Source organism: Aeromicrobium marinum DSM 15272 (assembly GCF_000160775.2).
GTDB classification, from domain to species: Bacteria; Actinomycetota; Actinomycetes; order Propionibacteriales; family Nocardioidaceae; genus Aeromicrobium; species Aeromicrobium marinum.
The window spans coordinates 1,578,382-1,593,368 of sequence record NZ_CM001024.1 but is presented as its reverse complement, the minus strand read 5'-3'; the positions used below and the strand labels follow the sequence as shown (position 1 = coordinate 1,593,368).

General features: G+C 70.7%; 12 protein-coding genes. 4 read left to right on the top strand and 8 right to left on the bottom strand.

What is annotated here, in order from left to right:
• Positions 1-43 precede the first annotated feature (43 nt).
• Entirely contained in the window at positions 44-1,810 is a 1,767-nt protein-coding gene (locus HMPREF0063_RS08110; RefSeq protein WP_040320189.1) for an NAD+ synthase, read from the bottom strand.
• Positions 1,811-1,913: 103 nt separating this feature from the next.
• Here HMPREF0063_RS08110 and HMPREF0063_RS08105 point away from each other — a divergent pair, with 103 nt between their 5' ends.
• Entirely contained in the window at positions 1,914-3,251 is a 1,338-nt protein-coding gene (locus tag HMPREF0063_RS08105) for a glutamine synthetase family protein (RefSeq protein WP_007078181.1), read from the top strand.
• 43 nt (positions 3,252-3,294) lie between these two features.
• The gene (locus tag HMPREF0063_RS08100; protein WP_007078180.1) at positions 3,295-6,207 is read left to right on the top strand and encodes a bifunctional [glutamine synthetase] adenylyltransferase/[glutamine synthetase]-adenylyl-L-tyrosine phosphorylase; all 2,913 of its coding nucleotides are present in this window, start codon (positions 3,295-3,297) and stop codon (positions 6,205-6,207) included.
• 63 nt (positions 6,208-6,270) lie between these two features.
• Here the strand turns inward: HMPREF0063_RS08100 and HMPREF0063_RS08095 are convergent, their stop codons facing one another.
• From HMPREF0063_RS08095 to HMPREF0063_RS08070, 6 genes are all read right to left on the bottom strand, one after another.
• Positions 6,271-6,555: a WhiB family transcriptional regulator gene (locus tag HMPREF0063_RS08095; RefSeq protein ID WP_007078179.1), complete on the bottom strand. Its 285-nt coding sequence runs from the start codon at positions 6,553-6,555 to the stop codon at positions 6,271-6,273.
• Positions 6,556-6,622: 67 nt separating this feature from the next.
• Positions 6,623-7,852 carry an SAM-dependent methyltransferase gene (locus HMPREF0063_RS08090; RefSeq protein WP_007078178.1) on the bottom strand — a complete coding sequence of 410 codons (1,230 nt, stop codon included), beginning with the start codon at positions 7,850-7,852 and terminating at the stop codon, positions 6,623-6,625.
• On the bottom strand, positions 7,852-8,610 hold the full coding sequence (locus HMPREF0063_RS08085) for a DUF1365 domain-containing protein (protein WP_007078177.1): 759 nt from the start codon (positions 8,608-8,610) through the stop codon (positions 7,852-7,854). The genes HMPREF0063_RS08090 and HMPREF0063_RS08085 overlap by 1 nt, the downstream gene beginning before the upstream one ends.
• Entirely contained in the window at positions 8,607-9,878 is a 1,272-nt protein-coding gene (locus HMPREF0063_RS08080) for an NAD(P)/FAD-dependent oxidoreductase (protein WP_007078176.1), read from the bottom strand. The genes HMPREF0063_RS08085 and HMPREF0063_RS08080 overlap by 4 nt, the downstream gene beginning before the upstream one ends.
• A 117-nt stretch (positions 9,879-9,995) precedes the next feature.
• Complete coding sequence (locus tag HMPREF0063_RS08075; protein ID WP_007078175.1) at positions 9,996-11,273, bottom strand: fatty acid desaturase family protein; 1,278 nt, start codon at positions 11,271-11,273, stop codon at positions 9,996-9,998.
• Positions 11,274-11,287: 14 nt separating this feature from the next.
• Positions 11,288-12,391: a ferredoxin reductase gene (locus tag HMPREF0063_RS08070; RefSeq protein WP_007078174.1), complete on the bottom strand. Its 1,104-nt coding sequence runs from the start codon at positions 12,389-12,391 to the stop codon at positions 11,288-11,290.
• A gap of 159 nt (positions 12,392-12,550) precedes the next feature.
• Between HMPREF0063_RS08070 and HMPREF0063_RS08065 the strand changes: the two genes are divergently transcribed.
• A complete protein-coding gene (locus tag HMPREF0063_RS08065) occupies positions 12,551-13,174 on the top strand; it encodes a TetR family transcriptional regulator (RefSeq protein WP_083788884.1) in 624 nt (207 codons plus the stop codon).
• A gap of 9 nt (positions 13,175-13,183) precedes the next feature.
• Here HMPREF0063_RS08065 and HMPREF0063_RS08060 read toward each other — a convergent pair whose 3' ends face one another.
• Positions 13,184-13,915: a TetR/AcrR family transcriptional regulator gene (locus tag HMPREF0063_RS08060; protein ID WP_007078172.1), complete on the bottom strand. Its 732-nt coding sequence runs from the start codon at positions 13,913-13,915 to the stop codon at positions 13,184-13,186.
• A 125-nt stretch (positions 13,916-14,040) separates the two neighbouring features.
• Here HMPREF0063_RS08060 and HMPREF0063_RS08055 point away from each other — a divergent pair, with 125 nt between their 5' ends.
• Positions 14,041-14,961, top strand: a complete 921-nt coding sequence (locus HMPREF0063_RS08055) for an NAD-dependent epimerase/dehydratase family protein (protein ID WP_040320187.1) — start codon at positions 14,041-14,043, stop codon at positions 14,959-14,961.
• The last annotated feature ends 26 nt before the right edge of the window (positions 14,962-14,987 follow it).

The following is a 14,987-nucleotide window of genomic DNA, read 5'->3' as shown; positions in this document are numbered from 1 at the left end:
CACCCCCAGCGTGCCAGACCCCGGGTCCGGGTGGCTCAGGCGGCTACAACGACTCCCGCCACCGGTTGGTGATCGGCACCCGACGGTCCCGGCCGAAGTTGCGGCGGCTGACCTTCGGGCCCGGTGGGTACTGGCGCCGCTTGTACTCCGCGCGGTCCACGAGGGTCACGACCCGCTGGACGAGCTCGGGGTCGAATCCCTCCTCGATCACCTCGGTGGCTCCGAGGTCGCGCTCGACGTAGGCGTCGAGGATCGCGTCGAGCAGCTCGTACGGAGGCAGCGAGTCGGTGTCGAGCTGTCCGGGTCGCAGCTCGGCCGACGGGGGCTTGGTGATGGTGTCCTCGGGGATCGGCGGGGTCTCCCCGCGCTCGGTCGACCAGGCGTTCCGCCACCGGGCCAGGTCCCAGACGAGGGTCTTCGGCAGGTCCTTGATCGGCGCGTACCCGCCCACGGCGTCGCCGTAGATGGTGGAGTAGCCGGTGGCCAGCTCGGACTTGTTGCCGCACGCCAGCACCAGGTGCCCGTGCTGGTTGGACAGGCCCATCCAGATGACCGCACGGATCCGGGCCTGCAGGTTCTCCTCGGCCAGCCCGTCCAGCGACAGCTGGGCCTGCAGGGCGTCGAACACCGGCGAGATCGGCACGGTGTCCAGGTGCAGGCCGGTGCGGCGGGCGAGCTCGGCGGCATCGCTGCGGCTGTGCTCGCTCGACCAGTCGCTGGGGTTGGAGACGCCGAAGACCCGGTCGGCGCCGAGGGCGTCGACGGCGATGGCCCCCACGAGGGTGGAGTCGATACCTCCCGACAGACCCATGAGGACACTCGTGAATCCGTTCTTGGCCACGTAGTCACGCAGCCCGAGCACGACGGCCTGGTACCGCTCGCCGAGATCGTCCCAGCGGTCGGCGATCGCCGAGGGGCGCGGGTCGAAGGCCGGCACCGGCTCGGAGGTGACGACGTGGCGCTCGACCCGCAGCCCGTGGAACCGGGTCTCGGGGTCCGGCATCGGTGCGGTGGCGGCGGGCAGGTCGAGGTCCACCACGAGCAGGTCGGTCTCGAACTGTGGGGCCCGTGCGAGCAGCTCGCCACCTGCGTCGACGACGAGGGTGTCCCCGTCGAAGACCAGCTCGTCCTGGCCCCCGACGAGGTTCACGTAGGCGACGGCACACTCGCCCTCCCGTGCACGGCGTGCGCACAGCTCGAGCCGCACGTCGTCCTTGGCCGCCTCGTACGGCGAGCCGTTCAGCACCACGAGCAGCCCGGCCTCGGCCGCGCGCGCGGCGGCCGAGGGGCCGTCCTGCCAGATGTCCTCGCAGATGGCGATCGCGACGTCCACGCCGCCGACCTGGACCACCTGGGTCTCGTCGCCGGCGACGAAGTGGCGGAACTCGTCGAACACCCCGTAGTTGGGCAGGTGGTGCTTGTCGTACCGGGTGACGATGCGGCCGCCGGTGATGACCGAGGCGGAGTTGGTGGGCGCGTTCTTCGGCACTCCGAGGCGGTCCGGCACGGCCTCGAGGGTCGGTGGCTTCGCGCTGTCGAGATGGCCGACGACGACGACCAGCTCGCCGAGCCCGTCGGCCTCGAGCCGGGCGGCCAGCTCGGCCACCGCACGCTGCGAGGCCGTGATGAAGGTCGCGCGGTAGGCCATGTCCTCGATGGGGTAGCCGGTCAGCACCATCTCCGGGGTCACGACGAGATGGGCTCCCGCGGCGTGGGCCCGGCGGCACTGCTCCAGCACCAGCTCGACGTTGGTGTCGATCGCTCCGACGACGGCATTGATCTGGGCGAGGGCGAGACGCAGCTGGGGCACGCGGTCAGCGTAGTGCCGGGTCCGACCGGTCGTCGTTGTGCTCGTCACGATGCTGCGGCGCGACGTAACATCGCCGAAACACGACGCGTGCGAGACTGACCGCATGGGTAAGCAAGAGGCTTTCGTCCTGCGGGCACTGGAGGAGCGCGACGTCCGGTTCGTCCGGCTCTGGTTCACCGACGTGCTGGGCTCGTTGAAGTCCGTGGCGATCGCCCCGGCGGAGCTGGAGGGCGCCTTCGCCGAGGGCATCGGCTTCGACGGATCGGCCATCGAGGGCTTCGCGCGGGTGCACGAGGCGGACATGCTGGCCAAGCCCGACCCGTCGACGTTCCAGATCCTGCCCTGGCGTGGCGAGACACCCGCCACGGCTCGGATGTTCTGCGACATCCACATGCCCGACGGCACGCCGTCGTACGCCGACCCGCGACACGTGCTGAAGCGTGCGCTGAAGAAGGCGGCCGACGCCGGGTTCACGTACTACACCCATCCGGAGATCGAGTTCTTCCTGTTCAAGGGCAAGCCAGGTCCCGGCGGTCGTCCGGTCCCGGTCGACGACAGCGGCTACTTCGACCACACCGCGCAGGGCGGGGGTCAGGACTTCCGGCGCGAGGTCATCACGATGCTCGAGAACATGGGCATCAGCGTGGAGTTCAGCCACCACGAGGGCGGACCCGGGCAGCAGGAGATCGACCTGCGCTACGCCGACGCGCTCTCCATGGCCGACAACATCATGACGTTCCGCACCGTGGTCCGGGAGGTGGCGCTCGGGGCCGACAAGTGGGCCTCGTTCATGCCCAAGCCGTTCACCGAGCACCCCGGGTCGGGCATGCACACGCACGTGTCGCTGTTCGAGGGTGACGAGAACGCCTTCTACGAGGCCGGTGCGGAGTACCAGCTGAGCAGCACCGGGCGCGCGTTCATCGCCGGCGTGCTGCACCACACGGCCGAGATCACCGCCGTCACCAACCAGTGGGTCAACTCCTACAAGCGGCTCGCCGGCGGCGGCGAGGCACCGAACTACGTGTGCTGGGGTCACAACAACCGGTCGGCCCTCATCCGCGTGCCCATGTACAAGCCGCACAAGAGCGGCTCGGCCCGCATCGAGCACCGCGGCATCGACGCGGCGTGCAACCCCTACCTGGCGTTCGCCCTGCTGCTGGCGGCGGGGCTGAAGGGCATCGAGAACGGCTACGAGCTGCCGCCGGAGGCCGAGGACGACGTCTGGTCGCTCAGCGAGCGCGAGCGCAAGGCGATGGGCATCGCCCCCCTGCCGCGCAACCTCGACGAGGCGATCCGCACCATGGAGACCAGCGACCTCGTGGCCGAGACCCTGGGCGAGCACGTGTTCGACTTCTTCCTGCGCAACAAGCGGGCCGAGTGGCAGGACTACCGCTCCCAGGTGACGCAGTTCGAGATCGACCGTCTGATGCCCATCGTGTGATCGGTCGGTGGGGTCGACCGTGCGCCTGCCGTAGCCTGCTGACGTGCCCCCCGAGCCCCCTGAGCTGACTCTCGCGCGTCGAGGCTTCCAGAACGCCGAGCTCGCCGCCGCCAACCTGCAGACCCTCGGTGACGTGCCCGAGGACCTGGTCACGCGCATCGCCGGCGTAGCGTCGCCCGACACCGCGCTCGCGTCGCTGTCCGCGATCGCCGGGTCCTGGGGTGCCAACCGGCTCCTGGCGGCGCTGGAGGACCAGGTGCTGCGCGAGCGGCTGCTGATCGTCCTGGGCACGAGCGAGGCGCTCGGACAGTTCCTGGCCCGGCACCCGGAGATGGTGCTGGAGCTGGGTCGAGACCAGCTCGACACCACCCCTCACGACCCCGACACGATGCGGCGCGAGCTGGCCGAGGCCGGCGACGCCGACGGGCTGCGGGTCACGTACTACCGGCAGCTGCTGTGCACCGTCGCGCGTGACCTCAACGCGTACGTGCCCTTCCGGTCGACGGCGGCCGAGCTGTCGCACCTCGCCGTCGCGACGCTCGCCGCGGCCCTGGGCATCGCGCGCGCCGAGGAGGCCGACGCCGACCTCACCCGGCTGGCCGTCATCGCGATGGGCAAGACCGGCGGACACGAGCTGAACTACATCAGCGACGTCGACGTCATCTTCGTGTACGAGCCCGCCGAGGGTGCCGACGACCAGCGCGCCGTCGCCGCGGCGACCCGGCTCGCGGCGGCCGTCATGCGGATCTGCGGTGGTCACACGGCCGAGGGCACGATCTGGGAGGTCGACGCGAACCTGCGGCCGGAGGGCAACTCCGGTCCGCTCGTGCGCTCGCTGGCCAGCCATGTCGCGTACTACGAACGGTGGGCCACGACGTGGGAGTTCCAGGCGTTGCTGAAGGCGCGGTTCGCCGCGGGCGACGCCGACCTGGGGCAGGCCTACCTCTCGGCCCTGCAGCCGCTGGTGTGGGAGGCCAGCACCCGGCCGAACTTCGTGGCCGACACGAGGGCGATGCGCCGCCGCGTCATCGACCACATCCCGGCCGCCCACCGCGAACGTCAGCTCAAGCTGGGCAGCGGGGGGCTGCGCGACGTCGAGTTCGCGGTGCAGCTGTTGCAGCTCGTGCACGGTCGCGGTGACGAGTCGCTCCGCAGTCCCACGACGCTCGAGGCGCTGAAGGCCCTGACCGACGGCGGGTACGTGGGTCGGCGCGACGGAGCGGCGCTCGAGGAGGCCTACGAGTTCCTGCGGACCCTGGAGCACCGCATCCAGCTGTTCCGGTTGCGCCGCAGCCACATCGTCCCCGACGACCCGGAGGACCTGCGACGTCTGGGTCGCAGCATGGGCTACGGCCAGAACCCGGCCGAGGGCCTGCAGCGGGACTGGCAGTCCCACCGCCGGGTCGTGCGGCGTCTGCACGAGAAGCTGTTCTACCAGCCTCTGCTCGAGGCGGTGGCCTCCTTGCCGACCGGCGATCTCCGGCTGTCCACCGAGGCGGCCGAGCAGCGTCTCGCTGCGCTCGGATTCGTCGATCCCCAAGGGGCGCTCGGGCACATCCAGGCCCTCACCAGCGGGGTCGCCCGACGCTCGGCGATCCACCGGTCACTGCTGCCGGCGATGCTCGCGTGGTTCAGCGAGTCGCCCGACCCCGACGCGGGTCTGCTGGCGTTCCGGCGCATCTCGGAGAGTCTGGGGGAGTCGCACTGGTACCTGCGCAAGCTGCGGGACGAGGGTGAGGGTGCCGAGCAGCTGGCCATGATCCTGTCCTCGAGCCGCTACGTCACCGACCTGATGCTGCGGGCGCCCGACTCCGTCGCCCTGCTGGGCGACGACGACGAGCTGGTGCCACGCGACCACGAGCGCCTGCTCACCGAGATCACGCTGGCCGCCTCCCGCCACGACGACGGGGCGGCAGCGGTGCGGGCCGTACGACGGATCCGGCGGCGCGAGCTGTCGCGCATCGGCATCGCCGACGTGCTGGGCAGGCTGGACATCCTGGAGGTGGGCGTGGCCCTCGCGGACCTCACCGCCGCCACGCTGTCGGGGGCGCTGATCGCGGCGACCAAGACCGTCGAGGCCGAGCGGGGACCGGTGCCGACCCGCATGGCCATCGTGCTCATGGGCCGGCTCGGCGGGCGGGAGTCGGGCTACGGGTCCGACGCCGACGTGATGTTCGTCCACCAGCCCGACCCCGGCGCCGACGACAAGGCCGCTGCCGACGGCGCGCTGGCCATCGCCACGACGCTGCGCACGATGCTCATGGCGGCGTCGGAGGACCCGCCGCTGGAGATCGACGCGGCGTTGCGGCCGGAGGGCCGCAACGGTCCGCTGGTGCGGACCTTCGCGGCGTACGAGGCGTACTACGCCAAGTGGTCGGCGGTCTGGGAGGCCCAGGCGCTCCTGCGGGCCTCGCCCACGGTCGGGGACCCGGACCTGTGTGCGCAGTTCCGCGGACTCATCGACCCGCTGCGCTGGCCGGCCGACGGGATATCGGAGGCCGACACCCGTGAGGTCCGCCGGATCAAGGCGCGGGTGGAGTCCGAGCGTCTGCCCCGGGGCGCGAACCCCAACACGCACCTGAAGCTGGGTCGCGGCGGGATCGCCGACGTGGAGTGGACGGTCCAGCTGCTGCAGATGCGCCACGCCCATGAGATCGAGGGCCTGCGCACGACCGTGACGTTGGAGGCGCTGCACGCCGCCACGGAGGCCGGCCTGGTCTCGGCCGACGACGCGGCGACGTTGGAGGAGGCATGGCGGCTGGTGAGCCGGATCCGCAACGCCGTGGTGCTGATGCGGGGCAAGGCGGCCGAGTCGATGGTGGAGCAGGTCGCGGAGCGGGCCGGTGTGGCCCACCTGCTCGGCTACGGCCAGGACCAGAGCGAGCAGCTGTACGACGACTACCTCCGGGTCACGCGCCAGGCCCGTCAGGTCGTCGAGCGCATCTTCTGGGAGTGAACCCCGCCCCACCCCGCGCGATGCGGAGCGGGGCGGGTGAGGGGGGAGAACAGAGGGGAGGGTTCAGCCGGTGCGGCGGCGCATGAGCAGGTGCTCGCGCTCGCCCGCGGTCAACCCGCCCCACACCCCGTACGGCTCGCGCACCGCGAGCGCGTGCTCGAGGCACTCGGCCACGACGGGGCACACGGCACAGCGCGCCTTCGCGGCCGACTCGCGCTGACGTCGCCGCGGACCTCGCTCGGCCTCGGGGGAGAAGAACGTCTCCGGATCCACATCGCGGCAGGCGCCTTCGTACTGCCACTCGTACGACTCCTGGATGGGATCGGGGAGTCGACTGATGCTCGCCATGCTGGCCTCCGAATCGGTGCTGCTGGTTGCTCACAGTCGATTCGTCGCCGAACGGCGTAAGGATGGGTCAGGGTCGCGACATCTGCAACTGGAACACGTCGATGTAGCCCACCCGGAAGCCCGCCTCGCAGTAGGCGAGGTAGAACTCCCACATCCGGCGGAACGTCTCGTCGAACCCCTGGGCCTGGACGCCCGCCCAGTTGGCGAGGAACTGCTCACGCCACAGGTGCAGGGTGCGGGCGTAGTCCTGCCCCAGCGAACGACGCTCGGTGACCTTCAGGGTCGTGTGCTCGGCGAGGGTCGAGTCGATCGCGTCGAGGGACGGGATCAGGCCACCGGGGAAGATGTACTTCTGGATCCAGCCGTAGGAGTTGCGGGTCGCGAGGTAGCGGTGGTGGGCCATCGTGATGGCCTGGATCGACACCGAGCCGCCGGGGGCGAGGAGCCGGTCGATCGCGGCGAAGTAGGTGGGCCAGTACTCCTCGCCGACGGCCTCGATCATCTCGACGCTGACGATCGCGTCGAACTGGCCCTGCACCTCGCGGTAGTCCTGCAGGCGCAGGTCGACCCGGTCGGTGAGGCCGGCGGCATCGATGCGCTGCTGCGCCAGCGCCGCCTGCTCCTGGGAGATCGTGATGGTCGTGACGTGCGCGCCGCGCTGGGCGGCGCGGATCGCGAGGGCGCCCCAGCCGGTGCCGATCTCGAGCACGCGGGTGCCTTCGCCGACATGGGCCTGGTCCAGGATGCCGTCGATCTTGCGCAGCTGGGCGGTCTCGAGCGGCTCGTCGTCCGTGGACGCGAACCAGGCCGAGGAGTAGGACATGGTCGGGTCCAGGAAGGTCGCGAACATCTCGTTCGAGAGGTCGTAGTGACGCTCGATGTTGGACCGGGAGCCCTCGATCGAGTTCTTCTCGTGGTGCGGCAGCTTCTTGTCGACGAACACGCGCAGGCGCTGCAGCGGCTTGGGCACGAGGTGGGTGAGCCGCTCGGCGAACGGGGTCAGCAGGTCGGCCAGGTCGGTGCCCGGACCCGCGGTCCAGTCGCCGGCCATGTAGGCCTCGCCGAAGCCGATCTTGGAGTCGGCGCCGAGGCGGCGGAAGAACGCGGCGGGTCGGACGACGGCCATCTCGGGCGAGTCCGGTCCGCCGTGGCCCCACACGGTGCCGTCGGGGAAGGTGAGCCGGACCGGCGTGCGGGTGACGGCCGGCCGCAGGATGGTGCGGGCGACCCGGGCCTTGAAGGGGGTCTGGGGGGTGTGGGCGATCCCGGGCCAGCGGGCGGCGGCGATGTCGGTCATCAGAGGGTTCCTTCGGGGGGCTGGTGCGGGGGACGGGGGACGACGGGCAGGCGGCGCAGCCAGAGCCACACGCCGTGCACGCGGATGAGCAGGCTGGTGCGCTGGGTCATGAGGGGGTACTTGAGGATCGCGGCCGCGACGCGGCGGGGGCTGGCCGGGCGGGGGACGCCGCGCAGCGTCGCGCCGAACACGGCGTCGCCGCCCTGGCGGAGCACGACCGAGGCCGACACCGAGGACGAACCCAGCTCGAACCGCAGATCGTACCGGCCGTCGACGGAGAAGAACGGCGAGACGTAGAAGGCCTTGTCGGTGTCGGCCCGGCCGGTCTCGTCGGGATCGAGCAGGTACGCGTGCCGCTCGCCGTAGGTGTTGTGGACCTCCGCGACGATGCAGGTCAGGCCGCCGTCGGGCGCGATCACCCAGAAGACGCTCAGCGGGTCGAAGACGTGGCCCAGCACGCGCGCGTTGGCCAGCATGAGGATCTTGTGGTCGGCGACGTCCAGACCGTGGGCGTGGCAGTAGCGCACGATGTTGTCGCGGATGGACGATTCCGGGTCACCGATGTGGTCGGCGGCGCGGAAGGTCGAGAAGGGGCGCAGCAGACGCGGCAGACGCGGCAGGTCGTCGACGTCGACGAGCCACTGGTACACGCGGTAGCGGAACCGGTGGGTCAGCGGGGTGCGACGGGTGTGGGCCACCGTGCCCTCCACGAGGGCCGGCAGGCTCGGCAGTGCGGTGTCGGGGAGGGTGATGCTCATGCGGTCCCGCCCCAGTCGGAGCCGAGGGCGCGGGCGGCCTCGACGCCGGACCGGCAGCCGTCCTCGTGGAAGCCCCAGCCGTGGTACGCGCCGGCGTAGACCGTGCGCTCGGTGAACAACCCGGGAAGCTCGGCCTGGGCGGCGACGGACGTCGGGGTGTAGATCGGGTGCGTGTACTGCATCACGGCCTCGACGGCGTCGGGCGCGATGCGTTCGGTCTCGTTGAGGGTCACCAGGTAGGGGCGGCGGCTCTCGATGCCCTGCAGGCGGTTCATCCAGTAGGTCGCGGTGCTGCGCTCACTGGTGGCGCTGCAGTCGTCCATCCGGTAGTTCCAGGCCGAGCGGGCCGCGTCGGCCTTCGGCAGGAACGACGGGTCGCGGTGCAGCACCGTCTCGTTGTCGGAGTACTCGAACGAGCCCAGCACCCGCCGCTCGTCGTCCGTCGGGTCGGTCAGCAGGGCGAGCGCCTGGTCGGCGTGGGTGGCGATGACGACCGTATCGGCGGTGTGGGCCCGGCCGGCTGCGTCGACGAGCTCGACCCCGTCGGGCTTGCGGGTCACCGCGGTGATGGGGGTCGAGTGCCGGACGTCGCCGATCTCCTCGACGACCCGGTCGATGTACGAGTGCGACCCACCGACCACGGTGTACCACTGCGGCGAACCCTTGATGGACAGGAAGCCGTGGTGCCGCAGGAACTCGAAGAGGTAGCGGGCGGGGTACTCCAGGGCGGTGTCGTCACCCGACGACCAGACGCAGGCCACGATGGGGATCGCGTAGTGCTGCACGAAGTACGCGCCGAAGCCGTGGAGGCGCAGGAAGTCGCCGTAGGTGAGGACCTCGCCGTCGTCGGCGGTGGCGAGCAGCGCGAGAGCCTTGCGCTGGAACCGCTTCACCCCCAGCAGCATCGCCAGGTAGCGGGGGTCGGCCAGGCGACGACGCTGGGCGAAGATGCCGGCTCCTCCGCGTCCGCCGGCGTACTCCAGACCGCACCCGTCGCAGTGGATGCTCATGCTCATCTCGGTGGCGTGGACCTCGACGCCGAGCTCGGCGAACAGTCGCCGCAGGTGCGGGTAGGTGCGGTCGTTGTGCACGATGAAGCCGGAGTCGACCCGGTGGGTCTCGTCCCCCTCGTGCAGCGTGTGGGTGTGGGCGTGGCCGCCGAAGCGCCCGTCGGCCTCGAAGACCGTCACGTCGTGCGTGTGCCGCAGCGCATAGGCGGCGGTGAGGCCCGAGACCCCGGAGCCGATGACGGCGACAGACTTCTTCATGCCACTAGTTCGTCGTCAGGCCCGCCGAGGATGGGTCGAGGTCGTGTGACGAGACTCATCGGCTGCTGTCCGCCTGCCGTGGCCGGGACCGGTCGAGCGGGTGGACGGGCGGCAGATTCACGCCACCAAGTGTTCCGCACGCTCGGCCTCGGCGCGAGCCGCCTCCCGCTTGGCGCGACGCCGTGCCTTGGACTCAGGGCTGTTGCCGATCTTGTACGGGTCGTCCGGCTTGGCGCCGTAGGTCGCGAGCTGGTGGGCGACGCTGAGCAGCTGGCGCGAGAGGCGCCCGGTGTTGTACTGCAGGTCGTACTTCTCGACCAGCCGGCGCACGTCGACGGCGACCTCGGGGTAGCGGCGGGCCGGGATGTCGGGGAACAGGTGGTGCTCGATCTGGTAGCTCAGGTTCCCGGTCAGGACGTGGAACGGGGCGTGGCCGGAGATGTTGGCCGAGCCGAGCAGCTGGCGCAGGTACCACTGGCCGCGCGACTCGTTCTGCGCGTCCTCCTCGGCGAACGTCTGCACCTGCGCGGGGAAGTGGCCGCAGAAGATGATGAGGAAGGTCCAGATGTTGCGGATGATGTTGGCGGCGACATTGGCGCCGAGGACGGCCAGCGGCGCCCACCAGCCGACCACCGGCACGAGGGCCAGGGCGGCGATCGGCCACGCCAGGTAGTCCTTGAACACCTGGCGGCGGATCTTCTGCGCGGCACGCTTCTTGCGGGCGGCGAACTCCGCCTTGCTCATCTTGCCCTGGAGGTACTGGTCGAGCTCGACGCCGTGGTACATCACGCCCCACTCGAACAGGAACATCAGCACGGTCGCGAGCGGCAGGTTGAACCGGTGCGTGGCGTACCACGGCTGGTCGGGGTCGATCCGCAGCAGGTTGTAGCCGATGTCGCGGTCCATGCCGTGGATGTTGGTGTAGGTGTGGTGGATGAAGTTGTGACCGTGCTTCCAGTCCTGGGCCGGCGCCACGTTGTCCCACTCGTACTTGGCGCCGTTGACCATGGGGTCGTTCATCCAGTCGTACTGGCCGTGCATGACGTTGTGGCCGATCTCCATGTTGTCGAGGATCTTGGCCAGGCCGAGCAGGGCGATCCCGGCGACGAAGGCCGGCCAGAAGAACGGCATGAAGATGCCGATGCGGCCCAGCACCTCCGCGGCACGCTGCACCTTGATGACCCACCGGATGTAGTCGGCGTCCTTCTGCCCGAGGTCGTCGAGCACGCGCTGACGGACGGCGTCGAGCTCGGCGCCGAACTCGTCGAGCTGCTCGTAGGTCATGAGGTCCAGGCCGATCGTGGCCCGCTTCTCGGTGTCGGTGCCGACCAGCGGCTGGGGCGCCTGGTCGTGGTCGCTGGCTGTGCGGGGGGCGATGGGTGCGTGCTTGCTCATGGGTGGTGGCTCCTTCAGAGGGCGACGGTGACGTCGCCGACGGGCACGTTGACGCAGGGCTTGATGGTCTCGTCGGTGTTCGCCGTGACCTCGCCGGTGATGACGTGGCGGACGGCACCGTGCAGCTTCTTGACGGCGCAGGTGTTGCAGACGCCCATGCGGCAACCGAACTCCGGGGTGAGTCCGGCGGCCTCGGCCTGCTCCAGGATGGTGGCGCCGGAGTTCGCGGCGCCGGTGGCGCTGGCATCGAACGACAGCGTGCCGGTGGCGTCGGCGGCATCGAGGTCGACGGCCGGCACCTTGAAGTACTCCTGGTGCAGCAGGTGCTCGGTGCCCTGCTCGGCGTACACGCCTCGGACGGAGGCGATCAGGCCGGCGGGACCGCACACCCACGCGGGGGTGGTGCCGGGGTCGATGCCGAGGGCCCGCAGGTGGTCGTGCTCGAAGCGACCCGACAGCTCGGCGCCGGCCTCGGGCTGCCGGGTGTACACCCGCACGAGGCGGACGCCGGCGAGGCCCGCCAGCCGGTCGAGCTCGTCGGTGAACATCTCGTCGGCGCGGGAGCGGGCGTAGTGCAGGAAGGTGACCTCGCCGAGGTGCGCGGCGCGGCTGGCGGCCCGGTCGGCCAGGGTGCGCAGCATCGACATCACCGGGGTGATCCCGGATCCGCCGCTGATCAGCGCCAGCCGCTCGGGCAGCACGTCGGGCAGGACGAACTCGCCCTGGGCCTGGGAGAGGTAGACGATCGTGCGCGGCGTCAGCTCGCGATGCAGGAACTGGGAGACGAAGCCGTCGGGGTGGGCCTTGACCGACAGGCTGAACAGGCCGTCGGTGCGCAGGGCCGAGCTGGACACGCTGAACACGCGCACCTTGCGGACGCCGTCGACCTCGACGCCGAACTCGACGTGCTGCCCGGGCCGGAACCCCTGCCAGGCGCGGTTGGGCTTGAGCAGGACGGTGCTGGCGTCGCCGGTCTCGCGCTCGACCGAGACGACCCGGGCCCGCACGTTCTCGACCGTCCACAGCGGGTGGACCTGCTCGAGGTAGTGGTCGACGGTGTGGGGCGAGGTGAGGCTCGCGACCGGCTTGGAGGCCAGCGTGCTCCTGAGGAGGCCCATGGCACCGCCTTCGATTTGAGTGAACAACCGTACACCGAAAAGTGTGCCGTGATTCGGCCGGCTTGGCAACCGGGCGCGCTGGTGACGTGGCGCACCCGGTATGGCCACGGCGGCCCGGTCTACACCCGTTCACCGGATCGTCGGTCGTAGGATGTGGCCGTGACCAGCAGTTCCACCCGTCAGGAGCAGAAGGAGCGGACCCGTCAGGCCATCCTCGACGCCGCCCTGCAGCTGAGCGGGAAGGTCGGGTTCGCGCAGCTGAGTCTGCGCCAGGTCGCCCGTGAGGCGGGCATCGTGCCGACCGCGCTGTACCGGCACTTCGGGTCGCTGGATGACGTGGGACTGGCTCTGGTGGAGGAGTCGTTCGAGACGCTGCGGGCCATGATCCGTGACGCGCAACGGGACCCCGACACGTTCGCCGACATCATCGAGTCCTCGGCCGAGATCCTGGTGCGCGTCGTCAAAGCGAACCGGTCGCACTTCGGCTTCGTCGCCCGGGAGCGCACCAGCGGGTCCGACCCGGTGCGTCAGGCCATCCAGCGTGAGCTCGAGCTGTTCATCTCCGAGCTCGCGTTGGTGCTCGCCCGGCTGCCGCACATCGGCACGTGGTCCAGCGAGGACGTCACGATGGCGTCCGGTCTGTTCATCCGCAACATGGTCTACCGCGCGGAGCAGGTGGTGCAGATGCCGGACGGCAGGCCGGACCTCGAGGAGGACATCAAGCGCAAGGCGCGCCGCGAGATGCGCCTGATCGTGCTCGGCTTCGAGAAGTGGCAGTCCTGACCGCAGTCGTCAGGAAATCCCGAGGTCGGCGGCCAGCCGCGTGATGACCTCGTCGTAGTAGGCCGCGGTGTCGCTGACCGAACCGACCAGGTGTCCGAACAGCTCGAACGAGATCGTGCCGAACACCGACGTCCAGCCCATGAGGGTCCGCAGGACCAGCTCGGGAGGCACGTCGTCGCCGATCCCGTGGGAGCGGACGAACTCGACGGCGGCGCCCAGAGTCCGTGCGAGGTCGGTGGAGGACGAGTCGTCGGACGCCCTCGGGGCTCGGTCCGCCGCGTGGGCGTCCACGACGATGGTGACGAGGACGACCGTGGTGCGGGTCGCCGGCCCGATGGTGTCCTGGGGTGCGGCGTAGCCCGGCACCGGGGAGCCGTACAGCAGCGCGTAGTCGCCCGGGTGCGCCAACGCCCACGTCCGGACGGCCCGGCAGGCCGCGCGCCACCGGCCGAGGTGGTCGGACCGGTCGGTCACCTGGCGATCGGCCTGTTCGACCGCGGCGCCGAGCTCGTCATAGCCGAGCACCAGCAGTGCCGTCAGCAGCTCGTCGCGGCTGGAGACGTACCGGTACACCGCCGACGAGACCATGCCGACGTCGCGGGCGACCTCGCGCAGGGAGAGCTCGCTGGGTCCGACCCGGGTCAGCTGGGTGCGGGCGGCGCCGAGGATCTCCGCAGTGATCTGCTCGCGGGCCCGCTGGCGGGCGGTCCGCGGGGCGGAGGGTGGCTCCGGAGGTGTCATGCGCTCACTCTGCCGGGTTGCGAGAGCATCCGCAACAAACGAGAGCAATGCTCTTGCGCTGGCGACGTGAGACTGTCATGCTGGAAACGAGAGCGGTGCTCTCGCCAAGCGTCCAGGAGGACACCATGACCGATCGCCATCTCGTCGTCGGCGCCGGGCCCGTCGGCCGTCACGTCGCTCAGCTGCTCGCTGCCCGAGGGTCGGAGGTGGTCGTGGCGACGCGTTCGGGAACCGACACCGGCATCGACGGGGTGCAGCACCTCGCCCTCGACGCCACGGACACCGACGCTCTCAGCGCTGCTGCCAGCGGCTCCTCGGTGCTGTACAACTGCGCGAATCCCACCGACTACACGACCTGGTCGGCCCTGTGGCCGCCGCTGGCGGCGTCGCTGCTGACCGCGGCGGAGCGCTCGGGCGCCGTGCTCGCCGTCACCGGCAACCTGTACCCCTACGGCCCGGTCGGCGCACCGATGACCGAGTCGACGCCCGACACGGCGACCGACACCAAGGGCCGCCTCCGCGCGACCATGTGGGCCGACGCCCGTGCGGCCCACGAGGCGGGTCGGATCCGGGCGGTGGAGGTCCGCGGCTCGGACTACGTGGGGACGGGGGTCGGCGACCACGGCCACGTGTCCCGACAGGTCGGGACCCTGCGCGCCGGCAAGCGGGCGTGGGTGCTGTTCGACGCCGACCAGCCGCACACCTTCACCGACGTGCTGGACATGGCGCGCCTGCTCGTCGCCGCCGGTGCGGACGAGTCCGCCTGGGGCCGGGTCTGGCACGCTCCCTCGGCAGCTCCCCGCACCCAGCGTCAGGCGCTGGTCGACCTCGCCCGCGTCGGGGACCTCCCGGAGCCGAAGATCTCCGTGCTCCGACCCCGTCTGGTGCGGACCATCGGGGCGGTCGTGCCGATGCTGAAGGAGCTCGCCGACCTGTCGTACCAGTGGACCGCTCCCTACGTGCTCGACGACGCGGTGTCACGGGCCCACTTCGGCCTCGAGCCGACCCCGTGGGACGAGTCGATGCGCCGCACCCTCGCCGGGTGACCCCACCTCCCCGCTGGCAGTGACGT